This is a genomic window from Phenylobacterium sp. CCH9-H3 (assembly GCF_001557235.1).
In the GTDB taxonomy this organism is placed as follows: domain Bacteria; phylum Pseudomonadota; class Alphaproteobacteria; order Caulobacterales; family Caulobacteraceae; genus Phenylobacterium.
In genome coordinates this window covers 19060-39554 of sequence record NZ_LSJI01000203.1, presented here as the reverse complement: position 1 = coordinate 39554, position 20495 = coordinate 19060, and the positions used below count along the sequence as shown (strand labels likewise).

The following is a 20495-nucleotide window of genomic DNA, read 5'->3' as shown; positions in this document are numbered from 1 at the left end:
GGCGCCTAGCCGACGCTCTTCGTCGGGAAAGGCACGACCGTGGCGGCGTCCTCGGCGAGACGGCGGCGGCCGCGCTCCTCGGTCTTGCGCAACTCCTGCTGCAGGTGGGGCGCCATGAAGTCGATGAAGGCCCGCACCCGGGGCGTGTCCTTCAGCTCGCGCCGGGTGACGATCCACGAGCTGGAACGCCCCTCCTCGATGATGTCCGAGCAGCGGACGAGGTCGCGGTCCACGTCGGCGATGGTGCAGGGCAAGGCGCCGATGCCGAGGCCCGCCTTCACCGCATACATCAGGCTGCCCATGCTGTTGGACCGCGTGATCGGCGGCTTGCCGCCGGCATGCTGCATCATCCACGTGGCGCCCGGCAGTTCGCCCATCTCGGTGGTCACGTCGATCAGGTCGTGGTCCTTCAGGCCTTCCGGCGAGGCCGGGACGCCGCGCCGGGCGGCATAGTCGCGGCTGCAGTACAGCGCCATCTCGTGGTCGCCGATCTTGCGGGCCACTAGGTCCGAAACCTCCAACGCCTTGGTCGTGCGGATCGCCAGGTCGGCCTCGCCGGCCTGGAGGTCGAGTTGGCGGTCCGTGATCACCAGGTCCACCTGGACGTCCGGATGCACCTTGCGGAACTCGACCAGGGCCGGGATCACCATCGTGTTGGCCACGAGTTCGTTGGTGGTGAACCGCAGCGCGCCCGAGACGCCCCGCATCTGGCTGGCCGCATGATTGGCGAAGCGGATCGCCGCCCGCTCGACCCCTTCGGCCTCGACGATCAGCGACTGGCCCGCCTCGGTCAGGCGGCTGCCGGTCTGGCCACGCTCGAACAGCTTGAAGCCCAGGTCGTGCTCCAGGCTCTCGATCCGCCGCGCGACGGTGGTCTGGTTGACGCCCAGCGACTTCGACGCGGCCAGCGTCGAGCCGCCGCGCGCCACGGCCAGGAACGCCTTCAGGTCATTCCAGTCGAACATGGCGCCATTCTGCAGTTGTGCAGAGCCTAACTGCAAGAGCGCTGATTGCCGGGCCCTGGGCCAGCGGCGATCCTCTCGCCCCCGTTGGCGGCCGGCGGTCCCGCTCAGATGACATCCTCGTAAGCTTCCGGCGCGGTGGTTGGGTGCTAGACAGGCCTGACCTTGCCCAAACCGGGATGCTCCATGCTCCGCACCTTCCGCGCCGCCGGCCTCGCCGTCCTCCTCGCCACCACGGCCCTCGCGCCCGCCGCGCTTCCAGGTCTCGCCCAGGCGGCGGAAGTGCCGCCGATCAAGTTCACCTCGCGGACCCTGCCCAACGGCCTGAAGGTCTACGCCTCGCTCGACCGATCCACTCCGAACGTATCGGTCCAGGTCTGGTACGGCGTCGGCTCGAAGGACGATCCGGAGGGGCGCTCCGGCTTCGCGCACCTCTTCGAACACCTGATGTTCAAGGCCACGCGCAACATGCCGTCGGAGACCTTCGACCGGATGACCGAGGATGTGGGCGGGTTCAACAACGCCTCCACCGCCGACGACTTCACCGACTACTATGAGGTGGTCCCCGCCAATCACCTGGAGCGGCTGATCTGGGCCGAGGCCGACCGGATGAGCACGCTGGTGGTCGACGAGGCCGTGTTCAAATCCGAGCGCGACGTGGTGAAGGAGGAACTGCGCCAGCGGGTCCTGGCCTCGCCCTACGGCCGGCTGATGGCGCTGTACCTGCCCCAGGCCAGCTACACGACCCATCCCTACAAGCGCCCCGGGATCGGCTCGATCGAGGAACTGGACGCCGCCACGGTCGACGACGTCCGCGCCTTCCATCGCACCTACTACCGTCCGGACAACGCGGCCCTGGTCGTCGTAGGCAACTTCGATCCCGCGAAGCTGGACGCCTGGGTCGACCGATATTTCGGCCCTCTGAAGAACCCGGACCAGCCGCTGCCCCGCGTAAAGGTGAAGGAGCCTCCGCGCGCCAAGGCCGGGGTGTTCGACGGCTACGGCCCCAATGTCCCACTGCCGGCGGTGGTGCTGTCCTGGCAGGGGGCGGCCGCCTCAGATCCCGACGCCCCGGCGCTCAAGGTGCTGGACGCCATCCTGTCGGCAGGCAAGTCGTCGCGGCTCTACAACAGCCTCGTCTATGACAAGCAGATCGCCGTGGAGGCCTTTTCCAACGCCGACCTGCCCCAGGATCCCGGCCTGTTCATGGTCGGCGCCATCATGTCCAACGGCAAGACCATCGCGGAGGGCGAGGCCGCCCTGCTGGCCGAGGTGAAGCGCCTGCGCGACGCCCCGCCCACCGCGGCCGAACTGACCGAGGCCAAGAATGAACTGCTGGCCGGCGCGCTGCGGTCCCGCGAAACCATCGAGGGGCGGGGAAGCGCGATCGGCTACGCCCTGATCGTGGACGGCGATCCCAACGCGGTGAACACCGAGCTGGCGGAACTGCAGGCCGTGACCGCGGCCGATGTCCAGCGGGTGGCGGCCAAGTACCTGGCCGAAGACCGGCGCATGACGATCCGCTATCGCCCGGAAAGCGAACGCCCCAAGGGCGAAGCTGCGCCGCCCGTTCCGCCGCCGCCCAAACAGGTCGCCACCTACGACGGCCCCGTCTTCACCCTCGCGCCCGAGGCCGACCGCGTGAAGCCGCCGGGCATCGGCGAACCGATCCAGCCGGTCCTGCCGAAGCCGGCGGAGCGGATGCTGGACAACGGGTTGCGCGTGATCGTGGCCCGCTCGTCCGACCTGCCGCTGGTCACCGCCGACCTCACCGTCAAGACCGGCGCCTGGGCGGACCCTCAGGGCCTCGCCGGCGCCGCCAACATGATGGCCGGCATGCTGACCGAGGGCACGAAGACGCGTTCGGCCCAGCAGATCGCCAGCGAGGTCGAGAGCCTCGGGGCCAGCCTCTCGTCCGGCGGCGGCCTCGAATCCTCGTCCGTCACGCTTTCGGCCATGCCCGACAAGCTGCCCGCGGCCCTGGGGATCATGGCCGACGTCACCCAGAACCCGGCCTTCGCCGCCGAGGAGTTGGACCGCCAGCGCGAACAGGCCCTGGACGGCCTGCGCGTCGCCTATCAGCAACCCGGTTCCGTGGCGGGCTTCGCCGCGGCGCCGGTCATCTATGGCGGCACCCCGTTCGGCCACGCGCCGCAGGGCACGCCCGCGTCCCTGGCCCGCCTGAAGACGACCGACCTGGCGGCGCTCCACGGGGCCTGGTTCCGGCCGGACAACGCCGTCCTCGTCCTGACCGGCGACATCTCGGCCGAGCAGGGCTTCGAACTGGCGAAAGCGGCCTTCGGCGGATGGCGCAAGCCCGCATCGCCCCTGGCGCCGGCGCCCGCGATCACGCCCGCGGGCAAGCCGCGCGCCATCGCCATCGACATCCCGGGCACCGGACAGGCGTCGGTCAACGTGATGAAGCCGGCCATCGCCCGGGGCGATCCCGACTACTATCCTGCCATGGTGGCGACGACGGTGCTGGGGGGCGGCTATTCGGCCCGCCTGAACCAGGAGATCCGTATCAAGCGCGGCCTGTCCTATGGCGCCCGGGCCAGCCTCTCGACCGCGCGCACCACGGGCTCGTTCCGCGCCAGCGCCCAGACCAAGAACGAGTCGGCGCCCGAGGTGCTGGAGCTGATCAACGCCGAGCTCGTCAAGCTGGCGGCCACGCCGGCGGGGGCCGACGAGCTGAAGGCCCGCAAATCGGTGCTCGTGGGCGACTATGGCCGCGACCTGGCGACCTCAGGCGGCCTCGCCGACATCCTCGGCAACCTCGCCCTCTACGGCGTCCCGCTGGACGAGATCGGCCGCTACACCACGAAGGTCGAGGCCGTCGACGCCGCCCAGGTGCAGGCATTCGCCCGTCGCGCGTTCGACCCGGCCCAGGCCAGCGTCGTCGTCGCCGGCGACGCCAAGGCCTTCACGGCCGCCCTCAAGGCCAAGCTGCCGACACTGGAGGTGATCCCGGTCGGGGAGCTCGACCTGGAGAGCCCCACGCTGCGGAAGAAGTAGGCGAGGGTTCAGACCCGCGCTTCCCGCCGCCGCCTCAGCCTCGCGCCCAGCAGGCCGAAGCCGAGGATCATGAGCGCCCAGGTCCCCGGTTCCGGAACCGGTGTCACCGGCGTCACCGGCGGCGGGGCGATCGGCGGCTCCATGCCCGGCGGGAACACCGTCGGCGGCTCATCGATGGGCGGCGCGACCGGCGGCGGCGTCACCGTCGGCGGCTCTTCGCCCGGCGGCGTCACGGGCGGTTCTCCCGTAGGCGGTTGGGTGACCGGCGGCGAGACGGTGGGCGGCTCTTCGCCGGGCGGCGCGATGGGCGGGATCGGCGGGTTGCCGGGCGTTCCAGGGCTGATCAGGACCGGCCCCTCGCCCCCGGGTCCCGGCGCGACGAAGGGCGGCGCGAAGGTCCCGGTGTCGGGTCCGGGCGTCGTGGCTTCGGGCTCCAGAGGCGCGCGGGCCATGGCCAGCCTCGGCGGCGCGACCGGCGCGGCCGCGGGGCCGGTCTCGCAGATCGTGGCGGACACCAGCGCATAGGAGAGCGGCGTCGCCAGCCGGGCCGCGGCGACAGGCATCGGGGTGGGCGTCGGATAGACCCGGGCGGGCTTCGCGACGGCGACGCGGCGCGCGACCGCCTTCCTGCGTGCGGGCCGGTGCGCGACGGCCTTGCGAACCGGGCGGGCCTTGCGAACCGCGGGTCCGCTGGCCCTGACGACCTGCGGCCTGGCCTTCGCCACAGGGCGCGGCTTGGGCCCGCTGCGCATCATCGCAGCGCGGTATGCAGGCGCCGAGGGTCCGGCAGGCGAGGCCATGGGCACGCGGCTCATCCGCTCGACGCAATCCTGCGCACGCACGCCGCCAGGAAAAACGAGAACGCCACAGAGCACCGCCAACGCCAGCGCCCGGAACCGCCGCGACGCCCAAGGTGCGCCGCCTGAACAGATGAGACCCGCCATACTGGCGAGGCAAAGGCTCCGCGATCGGGGCCGTTCCTACGGCGAGGCTTCGCGACCGATCAATAAAACTGTGACGAAACTTTTGCCGAGTCAGCGGGTTACGACCGACTTCCCACGCAGGAATTCACCCCACACGCGAGGTCCAGCGGCTCAAATCGGATTCCCTCGCCATTAGCGCGAGTCCAGCTGCGATCGACTCCAGCTCCGCGCCCGTCTCGATCCTTCCGGGCTCGAAGCGGCGATGGAAGATCGCCCGCACCGCCGGCACCAGCGAGGACCCGCCCGTCAGGAACACCCGGTCCACCCCCTGCGGCGTCAGGCCGGCGTCGGCGAGCGCGGCGTCCACGGCGGTCTCGATCTGGCCCAGCTCCGGCGCGATCCAGCCCTCGAAGGTGGAGCGCGCCACATCGCGCACGATGCCGATGGAGCCCGCCTCGAACCGGAACTCGGCGGCGTCCTGCGACGACAGCGCCTCCTTCAGCCGCGAGACGGCGCGGTAGAGCCGGTAGCCGTAGTTCTCGTCCAGGGTTTCGATCAGGCGAGCGATCTTCTCCGGCTCCACCGCGTCGCGCTCGAGCCGGCGGATCTCGCGCATGTCGCGGCTCGCCCGCATCAGGGCGAGTTGGTCCCAGCGGGCGAAGGCGGCGTAGTAGCGGTTGGGCGTCGGCAGCACCTTGCCCATGGAGGTGTAGCTCGACCCCTTGCCCAGCTCGGGCGACACCAGGTTGTCGATGATCCGATAGTCGAACGCATCCCCCGCCACGCCCACGCCGGCGCGGCCCAGCGGAATGGCCCGCATTGCCCCCGCCTCGCGCTCGAACCGGATGATCGAGAAATCCGACGTGCCGCCGCCGAAGTCGCCGACCAGCACGGTGGCGTCGTGGTCGAGCTCACGGGCGAAGAAGAAGGCGGCGCCCACCGGCTCGTAGGCGTAGAGCACCTCCTTCACGCCCATCCGGTGGAAGGCGGTCTCATAGCGCGAGAGGGCGAGGGCTTCGTTGGGCGAACCGCCCACGAACTTCACCGGCCGGCCGACGATCACCCGCTCCGGCAGGCCGGTGAGCTCACCCCCGGCATAGTCCCGGACCTTGAGGAGGAAGGTGGAGAGTAGGTCTTCGAACCGGTAGCGTCGCCCCAGGATCTGGGTCTCGGTGAAGCTCTCCTGGGCCGCGAAGCTCTTGAACGACTGGATGAACCGGGTCTCGGCCGGGTCCTCCACATAGGCCTCGATGGCCCAGGGGCCAGCCGCGATCGACCGCTCGCTGGGGACGTCCGGAGGCGCGTAGAACGATAGGCAGGACCGGAAGGCGAACAGCTCTCCCTCCGGCGCCGGAAACCGCACCAGCCTGGCCGGGCCCGACTCATCGGCCAGGCTGAGGACGGTGTTGGTCGTCCCGAAATCGATGCCGAGGCTGTAGGGCGCGCTCATCTCACCCTCCGGCCACGCGCCGGCGTCCGCTCGGCGCGAGCGGTTGGGACGGCCTGGCGAGGGTTAGATCCGTCGGAGAAGAACCGAATCCTGTGTGTCGTTGAGGTCGTGCCCGCCGATGCGGAGCACCTCGAAACCACGCGTCCAGGTCCGGCGCACGTAGTCGTGCGTGTGGTAGGCGAGGCGATAGAAACTTGGCAAGCCCTCGGTCTCGGCCGCGTCCGCCCAATAGGCGAATCCGTGCGACCTCGCCGCCGCGGCGATGTGCGGCGGCAGGTCGTAGGCGAACGGATTCATGATCGTGGTGAGCAGCAGGCCGCCCGGCTTCAGCACGCGGCGCAGTTCGTCCAGCCAGGCGAACTGGTGATCCTCGGGCATGTGGGTGAAGGTCGACAGGCTGAAGACCAGGTCGAACGTCCCGTCCGCATAGGCCATGGGCGGCAGGTGGGGGTTGACGCCGAATACGCCGAAATCCGCCAGCGCCTGCTGCGCCCAGCCGATCGCCTCGGGATCGATGTCCGTACCGTGGAAGCGGACCCCCGGATGGCGCGGCGCGAGCGCCGAGATCAGGCGGCCGGGCCCGCTCCCGAAATCCAGCACCTGCTGCCCGGGCGTGAAGGGGAAGCCCGCCTCCGCCGCTATCGCCACGACACGCCCGGCCTCCGCCTCGCCCGTACGGCAGTACGCGCCCGCGGCCGCGCCGGCGACGCGGATCTGCAGGTGCGCCGGAGGCGTGGGCCGCGCCCGCGGGCCCTCGCCGAACACCCGGCGCATCCAGCCCGGGCTGACCGCGTACTCGAACACCCGCACCCGGTGGTCCGAGCGCAGTTCGGCCTCGATCAGGAAGCCGCCGCGGTCCTGCTGCAGGTCGACGCCCGCCAGGAAGGCGGCGAAGTCGACCTCGGCCCGGACGCCGCGCACGCGGATGCCGGGGAAATGGTCGCGGACCTGCGGGCGCGGATAGACCGTCAGCGGCGCCGGGCGGCCGTTGAGGCTCAGCGCAACCCGCGGCGCGCCCTCGTCATTCACCTCGGTCCAGCCGCCGAAGGTGAAGGTGGTCGCGTCGTCGCCCAGTTCATACGGCGGGTCGAGCGTCATGAGATAGCTGGACGACACGACCCTCACTCCACCGCAACGCTACGCCGATACGCGCGTGTCGGAGGTTATTTCGTCGGACGGCCGGCCGGATAGCCGGCCTCGACGAAACGCCTGTTTCAGTCGGCGGGCGGTCGGTCGTAGGCGCACATGGTGGCCATGTTCAGGATCTTGGAGACCGACGCGCCCAGCGGGCAGATCTGCACCGGCTTGGACAGGCCCAGCAGGATCGGCCCCAGCACCTCGGCCCCGCCCAGCGACTTGACCAGCTGGGTCGAGATCGCCGCCGAGTGGATCGCCGGCATGATCAGCACGTTTGCCGGGCCGGTCAGGCGCATGAACGGATAGGCGCCGCGGCTTTCCGGATCCAGCGCCAGTTCGGGCGGCATCTCGCCTTCGTACTCGAAATCGATGCCCTCCATCTCGTCCAGCATGGCGACGGCGTCGCGCACCCGCTCCGACCGCTCGCCCATCGGGTTGCCGAAGGTGGAATAGCTCATGAAGGCGACCCGCGGCTCGTAGCCCAGGGTGCGGACCGCGCGCGCGGCCTCGATCCCGATCTCCACCAGCTCTTCCGCCACCGGCATCTCGGTGACGTTGGTGTCGGCGATGAACAGGGTGTGGCCCTTGGCCATGACCACGCTCATCCCGATCACCCGCCCATCCGGCGCGGGGTCGATGACGTTGAGCACCTCTTCCAGCACCTGGTCGAAGTTGCGGGTCACGCCGGTGACCATGCCGTCGGCATGGCCCAGGGCGACCAGGGCGGCGCCGAAGCTGTTGCGGTCCTGGTTGATCAGGCGCTGGACGTCGCGGCGCAGATAGCCCTCGCGCTGGAGACGCCCATAGAGATAGTCCACCGAGGCCTGGTTGTGGTGCGAGACCCGCGCGTTCAGCACCTCGATATTGGCCTCGTCCGGGTCGAGGCCCGCCGCGCGCATGTTCTCGTGCACCAGGTCTTCGCGGCCCACCAGGATCGCCTTGCCCAGGCCCTGGGTCTGGAAGGCGTAGGCGGCCCGGATGACGCTCTGCTCCTCGCCCTCGGCGAAGACGATGGTCTTGCGCGGCCCGCTGAGCACCACCCCCTGCAGCTTCTGCAGGAAGGCGGCGGTGGGGTCCATCCGCTGCGCCAGCGAGGCGCGGTAGGCGTCCATGTCGGCGATCGGCTTGCGGGCCACGCCGGTGTCCATGGCCGCCTGGGCGACGAACGGCGGGATGTAGGCGAGCAGCCGCGGGTCGAAGGGCGTGGGGATGATGTACTCGGGCCCGAACTTCAGCTGGGCGCCGTGGTAGGCGGCGGCCACCTCGTCCGGCACGTCCTCCCGCGCGAGCATCGCCAGGGCGTTCGCCGTGGCGATCTTCATCTCCATGTTGATCTGCCGGGCGCGCACGTCCAGCGCCCCCCGGAACAGGTAGGGGAAGGCCAGCACGTTGTTGACCTGGTTCGGATAGTCGCTGCGCCCGGTGGCCACGATGGCGTCGGGGCGGACCTCATAGACTTCCTCCGGCGTGATCTCGGGGTCCGGATTGGCCATGGCGAAGATGATCGGTCGCGGGGCCATCGTCTCGACCAGGTCCTTGGTCAGGGCGCCCTTGGCCGACACGCCGATGAACACGTCCGCGCCGACCAGCGCTTCGGCCAGCGTCCGCTTGTCGGTCTCGACCGCGTGGGCGGACTTCCACTGGTTCATGTCCTCCTGGCGGCCGCGGTACAGCACGCCCTTGCGGTCGACGGCGATCACGTTCTCCGGCTTCACCCCCATGGCCTTGATCAGGCCCAGGGTGGCGATCCCCGCCGCGCCGGGGCCGTTCAGGACCACCTTCACTTCCGACAGCTTGCGGCCGGTGATCTCGCAGGCGTTGATCAGGCCCGCCGAGCAGATGATGGCGGTGCCGTGCTGGTCGTCGTGGAAGACCGGGATGTCGAGCAGCTCCTGCAGCTCGGTCTCGATCCGGAAGCAGTCGGGGGACCGGATGTCTTCCAGGTTGATGCCGCCGTAGGTGACCCCGATGTTCTTGACCACCGTGATGATCTCGTCGGGATCGGTGCAGCTCATCTCCACGTCGATCGCGTCGACGTCGGCGAAGCGCTTGAACAGCACGCCCTTGCCTTCCATCACCGGCTTCGACGCCAGCGCGCCCAGGTTGCCCAGGCCGAGAATGGCGGTGCCGTTCGAGATCACGGCCACCAGGTTGCCCTTGGACGTGTACTCGTAGGCCAGCTCGGGATCCTTCGCGATGGCCAGGACCGGCACGGCCACGCCCGGGGAATAGGCCAGGCTGAGGTCCCGCTGCGTGCTCATCGGCTTGGTGGCCGTGACGCCGATCTTCCCGGGCGTCGGGTAGCGGTGGAAGCTCAGCGCCTCCTCGTCCGTGAAGGTGCGTTTCTCGACCTGATCCATGCGCGCTTTGCCCCGTCCCCCGGGCTCTGTCTGAAAAGAAGCGCCAACCTATAGACCCGGGCCCAGGCGGACAACGCTTGCTGCGGCGGTCTGTCACGCAGGGGGAGCTTCAGCGTGAGGAACCATCACCGGCGCTATGGGTTGTGTGAAGCCGGGTGCGGGGGCGCGCATATGGGAGCATGCATGCCTATGAACAAACGCCTTGCCTTCGCCGCAGCTGCGGCGCTCGCCCTGACCTCCGCGCCGGCCCTGGCGCAGAGCGCCAATCCTGCGACGCCGCCGTCCACGGCCGCGACGCCGGCGACACCGGCCACCCCGGCGACGCCCGCCGAACCCGGTGTCTCGTCGGCCACGCCGGCGACTCCGGCCACGGCCGCGACGCCGCCGGCTGACGACACGGCCACCACCTCCACTGGCGCGAGCGCCACCGGCGCTTCCGCCGCCAGCGCTTCGGCGGCCGGCGCCGACGTCAGCGTCACCACCGGCATGGACGTGAAGGACAACACCGGCGCCACCATCGGCAAGATCTCCGACGTGAAGACCGGCGCCGACGGCAAGAAGACGGCCACCATCAAGATGGGCGCCGACACCTTCGCGGTCGACACGTCCAGCCTCGCCGTCGATGGCGGCGCCGCGACGGTCAACGCCACCCAGGCCGAGATCAAGGGCATGCTGAAGAAGAAGTAGTCTCTTCGGCGAAGCCTGAACGAGGGCGGCCGGCCTGGCCGCCCTTTTTCATGCGTGGGCAGCGGGCCCGCAGATCAGCGCCACCGCCCCGCGGCCGATCGCCTTCAGCTCCGGGCCGCCGACACCCGTTCGGGCCCGCACCGCCAGCGTATGGAACGTGGCGCTCGCCATGGGCCCTGCGATGGTCGGCGTCACGCCGGGCGCCAACTCGGCCGCGCTGCGCTCGAACCGGCCGGTGAAGGCCGCGTCCGTCTCGGCGATGAATCGGGAGAGCAGGTCCCGCGCCGCCGGATCGTCCACGGCCTGGGTGACCGCCGTGCCGATCAGGAAACAGCCGCGCTGACCGGCCTCGCCGGCGCGATAGATGTCGACGGTCCGGTCGAAGATGACCCCCAGGACCTGCCGGAGCGGCAACGCCGTCGCCAGCGCCGCCGAGAGCGCGGCGCCCGCCTCCTGCCGCGAGCGGTCGAGCGCGGCCATGTAGAGCGCATGCTTGTCGCCGAACGCCGCGTAGAGGCTCGGACGATTCAGGCCGGTCGCCGCGGCCAGGTCGTCCAGCGACGTGGCCGCGTAGCCCAGGTTCCAGAACACGGCGCGCGCGCGATCCAGCACCTCGTGCGGATCGAACGAACGCGGCCGGCCCCGAGGCTTCGGCTCTTTTTGTACCATTCCGCAAAGAATCCTTGACCGCCTCTATTTTGTGCGAAACGGTACGAATATCAACAGCGCCCCCGGGAGGATCCCATGGACATCTATTTCTCGCCGCTCGCCTGCTCGTTGGCCAGCCGCATCACGCTGTACGAGAGCGGCCAGGAGGCCGCGTTCCAGAGGGTCGACACCAAGGCCGGCCGAACCGCCTCGGGCGAGGACTACCGGCGGATCAACCCCAAGGGCCTCGTGCCGGCGCTCCGCACCGACGACGGCCTCGTGCTCACCGAGAACGCGGCGATCCTGCAGTACCTCGCCGACCGGAAGCCCGAGGCGGGCCTCGCGCCGTCGGGCGTCGCCCGCTACCAGCTCCAGCAGTGGCTGAGCTTCATCGGCTCGGAGCTGCACAAGACGGTGTTCACCCCCCTGCTCAGCCCGACCTGGCCGGCGGACGGCAAGGCCCAGGCCGAGGAGGACGCCGCCTCCCGCCTGGCCTATCTCAACGACCACCTGACCGGGCGCGAATGGCTGCTGGACGAGTTCAGCGTCGCCGACGCCTACCTGGCCGCGGTGCTCAACTGGAACATGGCGGTGAAGCTGGACTTCTCGCCGTACCCCGCCATCCAGGCCTACCAGCAGCGCCTTATGGCCCGACCGGCCGTGAGCAAGGCCATGCAGGAAGAATTCGCCCTCTTCCAGCCGGCTTGAGCCGGGCGCCGCTGGCGCCGTCCGGAACCGCCAAGACGCCAAGTTCGCCAAGGGGCTCTCGGCGCTTCGGACTCTTTGCGTCCTTGGCGTCTTGGCGGTGCTCTTCCCCGCGCTGGCGCACCTCAGAAATGAAGAAGGGGCCGCCGGACATGCCGCGCGGCCCCCTCAATCGCTGCGGCGCGCACGTCTCCCGCGTGGCGGAAGCGGCGCTTCGCGCCTTAGCCGATCATATCCTTGACGGTGTCGCGCTCGCCGATCAGCTCGTCGTTGGTGATCTTGATCTTCGACTTGGCGAAGTCGTCCATCTCGTAGGACGTGATGACCTCGTACGCGCCCGGCGCGGTGGTCTTCACCGGCATGCCGGCCCAGACCCCTTCGGCGAAGCCGTAGCGGCCCTCGCTGGACACCGCCACCGAGTGGATGGCGCCGGGGGTCGACAGGTCGCGGACATGGTCGATCAGGGCGTTGGCCGCCGACGCCGCCGAGGACTGGCCGCGGGCGTCGATGATCGCCGCGCCGCGCTTGCCGACGGTGGGCAGGTACTCATTCTCGAGCCAGGCGCGGTCGTTGATCACGTCGGCCGCCGCCTTGCCGCCGATCTTGGCGTGGGTGAAGTCGGCGAACATCGTCGGGCTGTGGTTGCCGTAGATGAAGAGGTCGCTGACCTCGTTGATCGACACGCCCGCCTTCTTGGCCAGCTGGGCGCGGCCGCGGTTCTCGTCCAGGCGCACCATGGCGGTGAAGCGGTCGGCGGTCAGGCGCTTGGCCTGGCTGGCGGCGATCATCACGTTGGTGTTGCAGGGGTTGCCCACCACCGCGACCCGGGCGTCATCGGCCGCGACCTTGTCGATGGACTGGCCCTGGGCGATGAAGATCTTGCCGTTGTCCTTCAGGAGGTCGGCGCGCTCCATGCCGGGGCCGCGCGGCTTGGAACCCACCAGCAGGCACCAGTTCGCGTCCTTGAAGGCCACGTCGGCGTCGCCGGTCAGCACCATGTCCTGCAGCAGCGGGAAGGCGCAGTCTTCCAGTTCCATGGCGACGCCCTTCAGCGCCTTCTGCGGACCTTCGACCGGGATCTCCAGCAGTTGCAGGATCACCGGCTGGTCCTTGCCCAGCATCTCGCCCGAGGCGATGCGGAACAGCAGGGCGTAACCGATGTTGCCGGCCGCGCCGGTGACCGCCACGCGAATGGGCTTCTTCGCCATGATACTGCTCCGTGTTGAAATGTCGGCGGGTCCGTAGCCCGTTGACGCCCATGCTGCAATGCCGCACGCGCTATCGGCCATGTTCGAGCTGCAACCCGCCTTCCCGCCGACCTCCGAAGCGCTGGGCGACCTGGCGCTCAGCCATGTGCGTCTGCAGGCGGACGCGCGCTATGCCTGGATCGTCCTGATCCCGCGCGTCGCGGGCGCTCGCGAACTGGAGGACCTGTCCGCGAACGACCGCGCCGCCCTGATGGAAGAGATCGTGCGCGCCGGCGCCGCGGTCCGGGCCGTGGGCGCCGCCCTGGGCCGCCCCGTCGAGAAGCTCAACGTCGGCCAGCTCGGCAACGTCACGCCCCAGCTCCACATCCATGTGGTCGGCCGCCGCGCCGACGACCCCGCCTGGCCGGGACCGGTGTGGGGCGTGGGGACGGCGGAGGCCTATGCCCCGGACGCCCTGGCGGAGGCGATTGCGGCGGCGAAAGTGGCCCTGGGCCTGTAACCCCCCTCTGTCATCCCGGTTTCGCGAAGCGAAGACCGGGACCCCGATGTGTTGCTTCAGCCCAGCAATCACAGCGGCGCCGGTTCGCCCCTTCCCCGCCGCAACAGATCGGGGTCCCGGTCTTTGGCTGCGCCAAAACCGGGATGACAAAGGCGGGATTGGCTAGCGTCGGATCAGGCTCACCGTCTCACGCCGCGCGCCTTCGACGAGCTCTCCTGTCCATCGTCCGCCGTCCGGATGCAACTCCGCCACGATCCCGTCCGCGAAGCGGAACGTGAGGCGGCCGCCCGTCCGCTCGATGATGTCGAAGAAGCCGTAGGCGTCCAGCGCCCCGCTTCGCCGCAGGTCGCGCCAGGCGCCCTCCACCGTCCCGTTCCGGTCGGTGAGCTGCAGGGCATACAGCGCCTGTCCGCCCGCCGAGAGCGTCCAGCCCCCGTCCATCGGTCCCTGAAAGCCCTGCACGGATGCCGCCGAAGAGCGCAGGCGGCTGTCGTAGGCCGCCTCGGTCGGCGTGGCCGGCGGGTCGGGATTCTTGCCGGTCTCATGCACGAAGACCGGGGCGGTCAGGGTCGGATGCGGCGGCGGGACGTAGGGGCGGTAGGGCTGCGGCCCGGCGGGCAGCGCCGGATCTTGTGCCGCGTCTGACGAGGCCGGAGCCGCCTCGGCCTCCTCCTCGACGTCGGCGTCCTTCGGCAGCGGCCGCAGCAGGGCGTCGATCGGATCCTGGGCGGGCTGCGATCGCGCCGCGGGCGCGGCCAGCACCGCCAGGCCGAGGGCCAATCGCGCCGCGGCCCGCCTCATGCGGCTTCCCGCGCGGCGATCGCCTCGGCGACCGACAGCAGCCGCTGGGCCTCGGCGAAGTGCAGCCGCTCCACCATGCGCCCCTCGACCTTCAGCACGCCCCGGCCGGCGTTCTCCGGCTGTTCGAACGCGCTCACGACGGTCCGGGCCCAGGCCACGGCGTCGGGATCGGGCGTGAAGGCGGCGTTGGCGGGCTCGACCTGGGTCGGATGGATCAGGGTCTTGCCGTCGAAGCCGAAGGCGGCGCCCTGAGCGCACTGGCGCACGAGGCCCTCGGCGTCGGCGATCTCGTTGAACACCCCGTCCAGGATCGTCAGGCGGTGCGCGCGGGCGGCCATCAGGGCCAGCGACAAGGCGGCCGCCAGCGGCTCGCGGTCCACGGTGAGGACGCAGCGCATCTCCTTGGCCAGGTCGTTGGACCCGATCACCCAGGCGTCGACGCCGACGTTCACCGATTCCGCACCCAGGCCGTCCAGCCGGAACATCGCCGCGCAGGTCTCGATCATCGCCCAGATCGGCAGGCCCTCGCCCAGCCGCGCCCGGGCCGCGGACAGGTCTTCCGGCGTCGAGACCTTGGGGATCAGCACCGCGTCGGGGCGCGCCGCGACCGCGGCGGCCAGATCCTCTTCGCCCCACGGCGTATCCAGGCCGTTCACCCGGATCACCACCTCGCGGCCCCCGAAGCCGCCGGCCTTCACGGCCTCCACCGCGCCAGCGCGGGCCTCGGCCTTGGCGTCCGGCGCGACCGCGTCCTCCAGGTCCAGGATCACCACGTCGCAGGGCAGGGCGCGCGCCTTGTCCACCGCCCGCGCATTGGACGCCGGCAGGTAGAGCGCGCTGCGTCGGGGGCGGGCGATGCGGTTCATGTGGACGGCGGCTCCTTCGCGCATTGGCGATACGCAGGTTCTAGCGTTTAGGATGTGCCCATGGCTACGCGCCCAATCCGCTACGACGCCGGCGCCCGGAATGTCCTCGGCGGCGAACTGGTCCCCTGTTCGCTGGACCCGGTGACCGGGTTCTTCCGCAACGGCTGCTGCGAGACCGGTCCGCACGACGTGGGCATGCACACGGTCTGCGCCGTGATGACCGCCGAATTCCTCAGCTATTCCAAGAGCGTGGGCAACGACCTGTCGACGCCCAGGCCCGACCTCGGCTTCACGGGCCTGAAGCCCGGAGACCGCTGGTGCCTGTGCGCCCCGCGCTGGAAGGAAGCCCTCGACTCCGGCGCCGCGCCGCAGGTGGTCCTGGAGAGCACCCACGAGGAGACCCTGGCGATCGTGCCGCTGGGCGTGCTCAAGGACCATGCGGTGAAGGCCTGACGGCCTCAACCGGCCATTGACCCGACGCGCGGCGCGCGGGAACTAGCGTTGGCCCGCCGGAAACCTGGAGAGACCGTCCTGTCCGCCGCCCCGATCAAGATCGCCGTCGCCGGCGCGCTGGGCCGCATGGGCCAGGCGGTGACCGCCGCCGTCCGGGCCGATCCCACGCTCGACCTTGTCGCCCGGTTCGACCGTCCAGGGGCCGAGGGCGAGGGCTTGGTCACGGCGGACGAGGCGCTGGCCGCCGCGGGTGTGGTCATCGACTTCACGACCCCGGCCGCCTCCGCCGCCCTGGCGCAGCGCGCGGGCCAGGCCGGCGTCGCCCTGGTGATCGGCGCCACGGGCGCCACCGACGACCAGCGGGCCGACATCGCGGAGGCCGCCCGGCGCACGCCCATCGTCTTCGCCGGCAACTACTCCCTGGGCCTCAACATGCTCATGGGCCTCGTCGCCCAGGCGGCCCGGGCGCTGCCCGCCGAGACCTACGACATCGAGATCTTCGAGGCCCATCACCGGCACAAGGTCGACGCCCCGTCGGGCACCGCCCTGATGCTGGGCGAGGCCGCCGCCCGGGGGCGGGGCGTCAGCCTCTCCCAGGTGGCCCGTAGAGCCCGCGACGGCATCACCGGCGAGCGGCCGGCGCAGGAGATCGGCTTCTCGGTGCTGCGCGGCGGCGGCATCGTCGGCGAGCACAGCGTCACCTTCGCCGCCGACGACGAGATCCTGACCCTCAGCCACTCGGCGCGCGACCGGGGACTGTTCGCTCGCGGCGCGGTGGCCGCGGCGAGATGGGTCGCGGGCCGGCCGCCCGGCCTCTACGACATGCAGGACGTGCTGGGCTTCGCGAAGGCCTGAGGCTGATGGGCGAGTTCCTCGACCAGGACGCCACCAGCCAGCTCATCGCCCTGGCCTCCAGGCGCGTCTCGGCGGTGGAGCTGCTGAAGGCTGTCCTCGCCCGCCACGCCGAGACGCACGGCGACCTGAACGCCGTGGTGGCCGCCGATCCCGAGCGGGCGCTGGAGCGCGCCCGGGCGCTGGACGACGCCCGCGCGCGCGGCGAGGTCCTGGGGCCGCTGGCCGGCCTGCCGATGACGGTGAAGGACACCTTCGACGTGGCCGGCATGGCCGCCTCCTCCGGCCTGCCCGGATTCCGCCGCCGGATGACCGAGGACGCCGCCGCCGTGGGCCATGCCCGGCGGGCCGGGGCGATCGTCTGGGGCAAGACCAACGTGCCTGTCCTGGCCGCCGACTGGCAGAGCGCCAACGCCCTCTACGGCGCCACCAACAACCCCTGGGACCTCAAGCGGACGCCCGGCGGCTCGTCGGGCGGCGCGGCGGCGGCGCTCGCGGCGGGGGTGACGCCGCTGGAGATCGGCTCCGACATCGGCGGCTCCCTGCGCGTTCCCGCCAGCTTCTGCGGCGTGTTCAGCCACAAGCCGACCTGGGGACTGGTCAGCCAGCGCGGCCACGTCCCGCCGGCCCCCGGCTCCCACGTCGAACGCGACCTGAACGTCATCGGCCCGATGGCGCGGTCCGCCCGTGACCTGCGCCTGCTGCTGTCGGTGATCGAGAACGGCCCCCGCGCGCCCAAAGCCGATCCCGCCTACCTCAAGGAGACCCGCATCGGCCTCTGGCTGGACGATCCGCTCTGCCCGCTCGATTCCGAGGTGCGCGCCGCGATCCAGGCCTTCGCCGACCAGCTGCGCGAGGCCGGCGTCGAGGTCGAGACCATCCCCAGCCCGGTCGACATGCGCGCCCTGCTGCACGCCTACATGACCCTCCTGGGCGGAGTGCTGGGCGAGGACCTGCCGCCCAAGACGCTGCGCGGCATGGAGCGGATGCGCTTCGTCATGCGCGGACAGGTGGAGCGGGCCGGTCCCCTGTCCAACGCCGCCATGGTCATGGCCTACACCGCCCGACATACGGAGTGGATGGCCGCCGACGCCGTCAGGGCCCGCCTGCGCACCGAGATCGCGGGCGCGTTCGAGGGCTGGCACGCGATCCTGGCCCCCATCGCGCCGGTGGCCGCTTTCCCGCACGACAGGCGCCCGTTCCAGCGCCGCACCCTCGCCACCTCCGACGGCCGGACGCTGCCCTACAACTCGATGCTGACCTGGATCTCGGTGGCGACGGCCCTGCGCCTCCCCGCCACCGCCGTGCCCGTCGGGTTCACCGCCGGCGGCCTTCCCGTGGGCGCCCAGCTCATCGGCCCCCACGCCGGCGACGCCCGCACCCTCGCCATCGCCCAGGCCATCGACGAGAACATCCGCGGCTACGTCAGGCCGCCGCGGTAGGCCCGGCGTCTTCGGCTAAGCCTCGGCCAGCTCCACCCACACCGCCGCGTGGTCGCTGGCGCCGGCGCGCGCGCGGAACGCCCGGTCGACGCCGGCGTCCCTCAGCCGCGGCGCCGCTGCCGGACTCAAGAGCAGGTGGTCGATGCGCAGGCCGGCGTCGCGCTCCAGCGCGCCGCGCCAGTACTTCCAGAAGGTGTAGACCCGCTCGTCCGGGAACCGCGTCCGCAGCGCGTCGGTCCAGCCCTGCGCCAGGAGCCGCGCATAGGCCGCCCGCACATTGGGGTGGAACAGGGCGTCGTCCAGCCAGCGCTCCGGCGCATAGACGTCCCGCGGCTCGGGGATGATGTTGAAATCGCCGGCCAGCACCACCGGCTGGCCGGTGGCCAGCAGGCTTTCGGCGTGCTGTTCCAGCCGGGCCAGCCAGGCCGTCTTGAACTCGAACTTGGGCCCCGGCTGCGGATTGCCGTTCGGGGCATAGAGCGAGGCGACCAGCACCCCATTCACCGCCGCCTCCACATAGCGGCTCTGGATGTCGCCCCGGTCGCCGGGCAGGCCCCGCCGCGTCTCGATCGGGCGGCGGCCCCGGGCGAGGATCGCCACGCCGTTCCAGCGGCTCTGCCCGTGCCACACCGCCTCGTAGCCCGCGCGGCGCAGGGCCGTTTCGGGGAACTTCTCCTCCGGCGCCTTCAGTTCCTGCAGGCAGACGACATCGGGCCGCGTCTCTTCCAGCCACGCCAGGAGGGTGTCCAGCCGGCCGTTGACGCCGTTCACATTGTAGGTGGCTATCCGCACGCAGGGGTGAGAACCGCTGCAGGCGGAGCTTGTTCCTTGCGGTCAGCCGGAACCGGTGGACCCGAAGCCGCCGGCGCCGCGGGCGGTCTCGTCCAGGCTCTCGACCTCCGCCCAGGCAGCCTGGACCACCGGCGCGATCACCAGCTGGGCGATGCGGTCGCCCCGGCGGATCGTGAAGGCCTCGGGGCCGTGGTTGATCAGGATCACCTTCACCTCGCCGCGATAGTCCGCGTCGATGGTGCCGGGGCTGTTGAGGCAGGTGACGCCGTTCTTGAACGCCAGGCCCGATCGCGGCCGCACCTGGGCCTCGAAGCCGGCCGGCAGGGCGAAGGCCAGCCCCGTCGGCACCGCGAACCGGTCGCCCGGATGCAGCACCAGGGGCTCGTCCGCCGGGACCGCCGCGCGCAGGTCCATGCCCGCCGCCTGCGAGGTCTCATAGGCCGGGAGCGGGAGGCCCTGGCCGTGCGGCAGGCGGGTGATCGGGACGGTGGGGGACACTCAGAATTCCTCGGCGATGCGGGCGGCCAGCCGGCGGGCGACCTCGCCCTTGGCCATGCGGTCCCATCGCTCGATTCCACCCCTCGAGACTATGGCGACGGCGTTCTGGTCGCCGCCCATGGTCCCCTCGATGCTGACGTCGTTGGCCACGATCCAGTCGCAGCCCTTCCGCTCCAGCTTGGCCTGGGCATAGGCCTCCACGTCGTTGGTCTCGGCGGCGAAGCCTACGACCAGCTTCGGCCGCGCGCCTGCCTTCGACAGCGTCGCCAGGATGTCGGGGTTCTCCACCAGGGCGATGGCCGGGGGGCCGCCCGCGCCCTTCTTGATCTTGCCCGTTCCGACGGCCTCGGGCCGCCAGTCGGCCACCGCCGCGACGCAGACCGCGATGTCGGCGGGCAGCGCCGCCTCGCAGGCGGCCAGCATCTCCCGCGCGGTCTCCACGTTCACGCGCTTCACGCCCGCCGGCGCGGTCAGGGCGGTGGGCCCGCTGACCAGCGTCACCTCCGCCCCCAGCGCCGCCAGCGCCGAGGCGATGGCGTAGCCCTGCTTGCCCGACGAGCGGTTGCTGAGGAACCGGACCGGATCGATAGGCTCGGCGGTCGGGCCCGCGGTGACGATCGCGCGCTTGCCCGCCAGCGGCCGCGCCGCCGCGCCGCTGAGCGCGGTGAGGATCGCCTCAAGGATCGCCGGCGGCTCGGCCATCCGCCCCGGCCCGAACTCGCCGCAGGCCATGGCGCCCTCGTCGGGCCCCACGAACAGCACGCCGTCCGCCTTCAGACGCTCGAAATTCCGGCGGGTCGCCGCGTGCTCCCACATCCGCACGTTCATGGCCGGCGCCATCAGCACCGGCTTGTCGGTGGCCAGGATCGTCGTCGAGGCCAGGTCGCTCGCGAGGCCGTTGGCGGCCTTGGCCATCAGGTCGGCGGTGGCCGGCGCGACCACCACCAGGTCGGCCGAGCGGCTGAGCTCGATGTGGCCCATCTCCGCCTCGTCGGTGAGGCTGAAGAGCTCGGAATAGACCTTGTCCTCGCTGAGGGCCGACAGGCTCAGCGGCGTCACGAACTCGTGGCCCGCCTTGGTCAGGATCGGCCGGACCGCAACGCCGGCCTTGCGCAGGAGCCGGGTCAGTTCCAGCGCCTTGTAGGCCGCGATCCCGCCGCCGACGATGAGGAGAACCCGTTGCTCGGCCAAGGCCCG

General features: G+C 71.1%; 19 protein-coding genes. 7 read left to right on the top strand and 12 right to left on the bottom strand.

Annotation, left to right across the window (positions count from 1 at the left end; translation table 11 throughout):
- Nucleotides 1–5 precede the first annotated feature (5 nt).
- Nucleotides 6–965: a LysR family transcriptional regulator gene (locus AX721_RS17880; protein WP_068877336.1), complete on the bottom strand. Its 960-nt coding sequence runs from the start codon at nucleotides 963–965 to the stop codon at nucleotides 6–8.
- Nucleotides 966–1148: 183 nt separating this feature from the next.
- Here AX721_RS17880 and AX721_RS17875 point away from each other — a divergent pair, with 183 nt between their 5' ends.
- Nucleotides 1149–3977: a pitrilysin family protein gene (locus AX721_RS17875; protein WP_068877335.1), complete on the top strand. Its 2829-nt coding sequence runs from the start codon at nucleotides 1149–1151 to the stop codon at nucleotides 3975–3977.
- An 8-nt stretch (nucleotides 3978–3985) separates the two neighbouring features.
- On the opposite strand, the gene AX721_RS17870 is transcribed toward AX721_RS17875, so the two are convergent.
- The 4 genes from AX721_RS17870 to AX721_RS17855 form a co-directional block, all read right to left on the bottom strand.
- Nucleotides 3986–4792, bottom strand: a complete 807-nt coding sequence (locus AX721_RS17870; RefSeq protein WP_197422633.1) for a PEPxxWA-CTERM sorting domain-containing protein — start codon at nucleotides 4790–4792, stop codon at nucleotides 3986–3988.
- Nucleotides 4793–5045: 253 nt separating this feature from the next.
- Complete coding sequence (locus tag AX721_RS17865) at nucleotides 5046–6350, bottom strand: Hsp70 family protein (RefSeq protein WP_068877333.1); 1305 nt, start codon at nucleotides 6348–6350, stop codon at nucleotides 5046–5048.
- Nucleotides 6351–6413: 63 nt separating this feature from the next.
- Complete coding sequence (locus AX721_RS17860; RefSeq protein ID WP_068877332.1) at nucleotides 6414–7466, bottom strand: class I SAM-dependent methyltransferase; 1053 nt, start codon at nucleotides 7464–7466, stop codon at nucleotides 6414–6416.
- Between the two features lie 98 nt (nucleotides 7467–7564).
- Entirely contained in the window at nucleotides 7565–9847 is a 2283-nt protein-coding gene (locus AX721_RS17855; RefSeq protein WP_068877331.1) for an NADP-dependent malic enzyme, read from the bottom strand.
- A 189-nt stretch (nucleotides 9848–10036) separates the two neighbouring features.
- Here AX721_RS17855 and AX721_RS28040 point away from each other — a divergent pair, with 189 nt between their 5' ends.
- Entirely contained in the window at nucleotides 10037–10534 is a 498-nt protein-coding gene (locus AX721_RS28040; RefSeq protein WP_082769867.1) for a hypothetical protein, read from the top strand.
- Nucleotides 10535–10582: 48 nt separating this feature from the next.
- On the opposite strand, the gene AX721_RS17845 is transcribed toward AX721_RS28040, so the two are convergent.
- Entirely contained in the window at nucleotides 10583–11203 is a 621-nt protein-coding gene (locus AX721_RS17845; protein ID WP_068877330.1) for a TetR/AcrR family transcriptional regulator, read from the bottom strand.
- Nucleotides 11204–11278: 75 nt separating this feature from the next.
- On the opposite strand from AX721_RS17845, the gene AX721_RS17840 reads away from it, so the two are divergent.
- The gene (locus tag AX721_RS17840) at nucleotides 11279–11890 is read left to right on the top strand and encodes a glutathione binding-like protein (protein ID WP_068877329.1); all 612 of its coding nucleotides are present in this window, start codon (nucleotides 11279–11281) and stop codon (nucleotides 11888–11890) included.
- A 218-nt stretch (nucleotides 11891–12108) separates the two neighbouring features.
- Here the strand turns inward: AX721_RS17840 and AX721_RS17835 are convergent, their stop codons facing one another.
- Nucleotides 12109–13095, bottom strand: coding sequence for a malate dehydrogenase (locus tag AX721_RS17835; protein WP_068877328.1), 987 nt, complete (start codon nucleotides 13093–13095; stop codon nucleotides 12109–12111).
- Nucleotides 13096–13174: 79 nt separating this feature from the next.
- Between AX721_RS17835 and AX721_RS17830 the strand changes: the two genes are divergently transcribed.
- Nucleotides 13175–13594 (top strand): HIT domain-containing protein, encoded by a 420-nt coding sequence (locus AX721_RS17830; protein ID WP_082769869.1) that lies wholly within the window; start codon nucleotides 13175–13177, stop codon nucleotides 13592–13594.
- 162 nt (nucleotides 13595–13756) lie between these two features.
- Here AX721_RS17830 and AX721_RS17825 read toward each other — a convergent pair whose 3' ends face one another.
- Complete coding sequence (locus tag AX721_RS17825; RefSeq protein WP_156467232.1) at nucleotides 13757–14395, bottom strand: hypothetical protein; 639 nt, start codon at nucleotides 14393–14395, stop codon at nucleotides 13757–13759.
- Nucleotides 14392–15261 carry a CoA ester lyase gene (locus AX721_RS17820; RefSeq protein ID WP_068877325.1) on the bottom strand — a complete coding sequence of 290 codons (870 nt, stop codon included), beginning with the start codon at nucleotides 15259–15261 and terminating at the stop codon, nucleotides 14392–14394. The genes AX721_RS17825 and AX721_RS17820 overlap by 4 nt, the downstream gene beginning before the upstream one ends.
- 60 nt (nucleotides 15262–15321) lie before the next feature.
- Between AX721_RS17820 and AX721_RS17815 the strand changes: the two genes are divergently transcribed.
- The 3 genes from AX721_RS17815 to AX721_RS17805 are packed head-to-tail and all read left to right on the top strand — an operon-like array spanning nucleotide 15322 to nucleotide 18008.
- Nucleotides 15322–15714, top strand: coding sequence for a DUF2237 family protein (locus tag AX721_RS17815; RefSeq protein ID WP_068877324.1), 393 nt, complete (start codon nucleotides 15322–15324; stop codon nucleotides 15712–15714).
- A gap of 48 nt (nucleotides 15715–15762) precedes the next feature.
- Complete coding sequence (gene dapB, locus AX721_RS17810; protein WP_255373668.1) at nucleotides 15763–16569, top strand: 4-hydroxy-tetrahydrodipicolinate reductase; 807 nt, start codon at nucleotides 15763–15765, stop codon at nucleotides 16567–16569.
- A 5-nt stretch (nucleotides 16570–16574) separates the two neighbouring features.
- On the top strand, nucleotides 16575–18008 hold the full coding sequence (locus AX721_RS17805; RefSeq protein WP_068877323.1) for an amidase family protein: 1434 nt from the start codon (nucleotides 16575–16577) through the stop codon (nucleotides 18006–18008).
- A gap of 15 nt (nucleotides 18009–18023) precedes the next feature.
- Here the strand turns inward: AX721_RS17805 and AX721_RS17800 are convergent, their stop codons facing one another.
- From AX721_RS17800 to coaBC, 3 genes are read right to left on the bottom strand one after another with little or no spacing between them, the layout of a single operon-like run.
- The gene (locus AX721_RS17800) at nucleotides 18024–18800 is read right to left on the bottom strand and encodes an exodeoxyribonuclease III (RefSeq protein ID WP_068877322.1); all 777 of its coding nucleotides are present in this window, start codon (nucleotides 18798–18800) and stop codon (nucleotides 18024–18026) included.
- Nucleotides 18801–18842: 42 nt separating this feature from the next.
- Entirely contained in the window at nucleotides 18843–19298 is a 456-nt protein-coding gene (gene dut, locus AX721_RS17795; RefSeq protein WP_068877321.1) for a dUTP diphosphatase, read from the bottom strand.
- Nucleotides 19299–20489, bottom strand: a complete 1191-nt coding sequence (coaBC, locus tag AX721_RS17790; protein WP_068877320.1) for a bifunctional phosphopantothenoylcysteine decarboxylase/phosphopantothenate--cysteine ligase CoaBC — start codon at nucleotides 20487–20489, stop codon at nucleotides 19299–19301.
- Between the last annotated feature and the right edge of the window lie 6 nt (nucleotides 20490–20495).

Excerpts from the sequence above, each read along its gene's own strand:
- AX721_RS17880 (WP_068877336.1), bottom strand. The coding sequence starts at position 965 with ATGTTCGACTGGAATGACCTGAAGGCGTTCCTGGCCGTGGCGCGCGGC.
- AX721_RS17875 (WP_068877335.1), top strand. The coding sequence starts at position 1,149 with ATGCTCCGCACCTTCCGCGCCGCCGGCCTCGCCGTCCTCCTCGCCACC.
- AX721_RS17870 (WP_197422633.1), bottom strand. The coding sequence starts at position 4,792 with ATGAGCCGCGTGCCCATGGCCTCGCCTGCCGGACCCTCGGCGCCTGCA.
- AX721_RS17865 (WP_068877333.1), bottom strand. The coding sequence starts at position 6,350 with ATGAGCGCGCCCTACAGCCTCGGCATCGATTTCGGGACGACCAACACC.
- AX721_RS17855 (WP_068877331.1), bottom strand. The coding sequence starts at position 9,847 with ATGGATCAGGTCGAGAAACGCACCTTCACGGACGAGGAGGCGCTGAGC.
- AX721_RS28040 (WP_082769867.1), top strand. The coding sequence starts at position 10,037 with ATGAACAAACGCCTTGCCTTCGCCGCAGCTGCGGCGCTCGCCCTGACC.
- AX721_RS17845 (WP_068877330.1), bottom strand. The coding sequence starts at position 11,203 with ATGGTACAAAAAGAGCCGAAGCCTCGGGGCCGGCCGCGTTCGTTCGAT.
- AX721_RS17840 (WP_068877329.1), top strand. The coding sequence starts at position 11,279 with ATGGACATCTATTTCTCGCCGCTCGCCTGCTCGTTGGCCAGCCGCATC.
- AX721_RS17835 (WP_068877328.1), bottom strand. The coding sequence starts at position 13,095 with ATGGCGAAGAAGCCCATTCGCGTGGCGGTCACCGGCGCGGCCGGCAAC.
- AX721_RS17830 (WP_082769869.1), top strand. The coding sequence starts at position 13,175 with ATGTTCGAGCTGCAACCCGCCTTCCCGCCGACCTCCGAAGCGCTGGGC.
- AX721_RS17825 (WP_156467232.1), bottom strand. The coding sequence starts at position 14,395 with ATGAGGCGGGCCGCGGCGCGATTGGCCCTCGGCCTGGCGGTGCTGGCC.
- AX721_RS17820 (WP_068877325.1), bottom strand. The coding sequence starts at position 15,261 with ATGAACCGCATCGCCCGCCCCCGACGCAGCGCGCTCTACCTGCCGGCG.
- AX721_RS17815 (WP_068877324.1), top strand. The coding sequence starts at position 15,322 with ATGGCTACGCGCCCAATCCGCTACGACGCCGGCGCCCGGAATGTCCTC.
- AX721_RS17805 (WP_068877323.1), top strand. The coding sequence starts at position 16,575 with ATGGGCGAGTTCCTCGACCAGGACGCCACCAGCCAGCTCATCGCCCTG.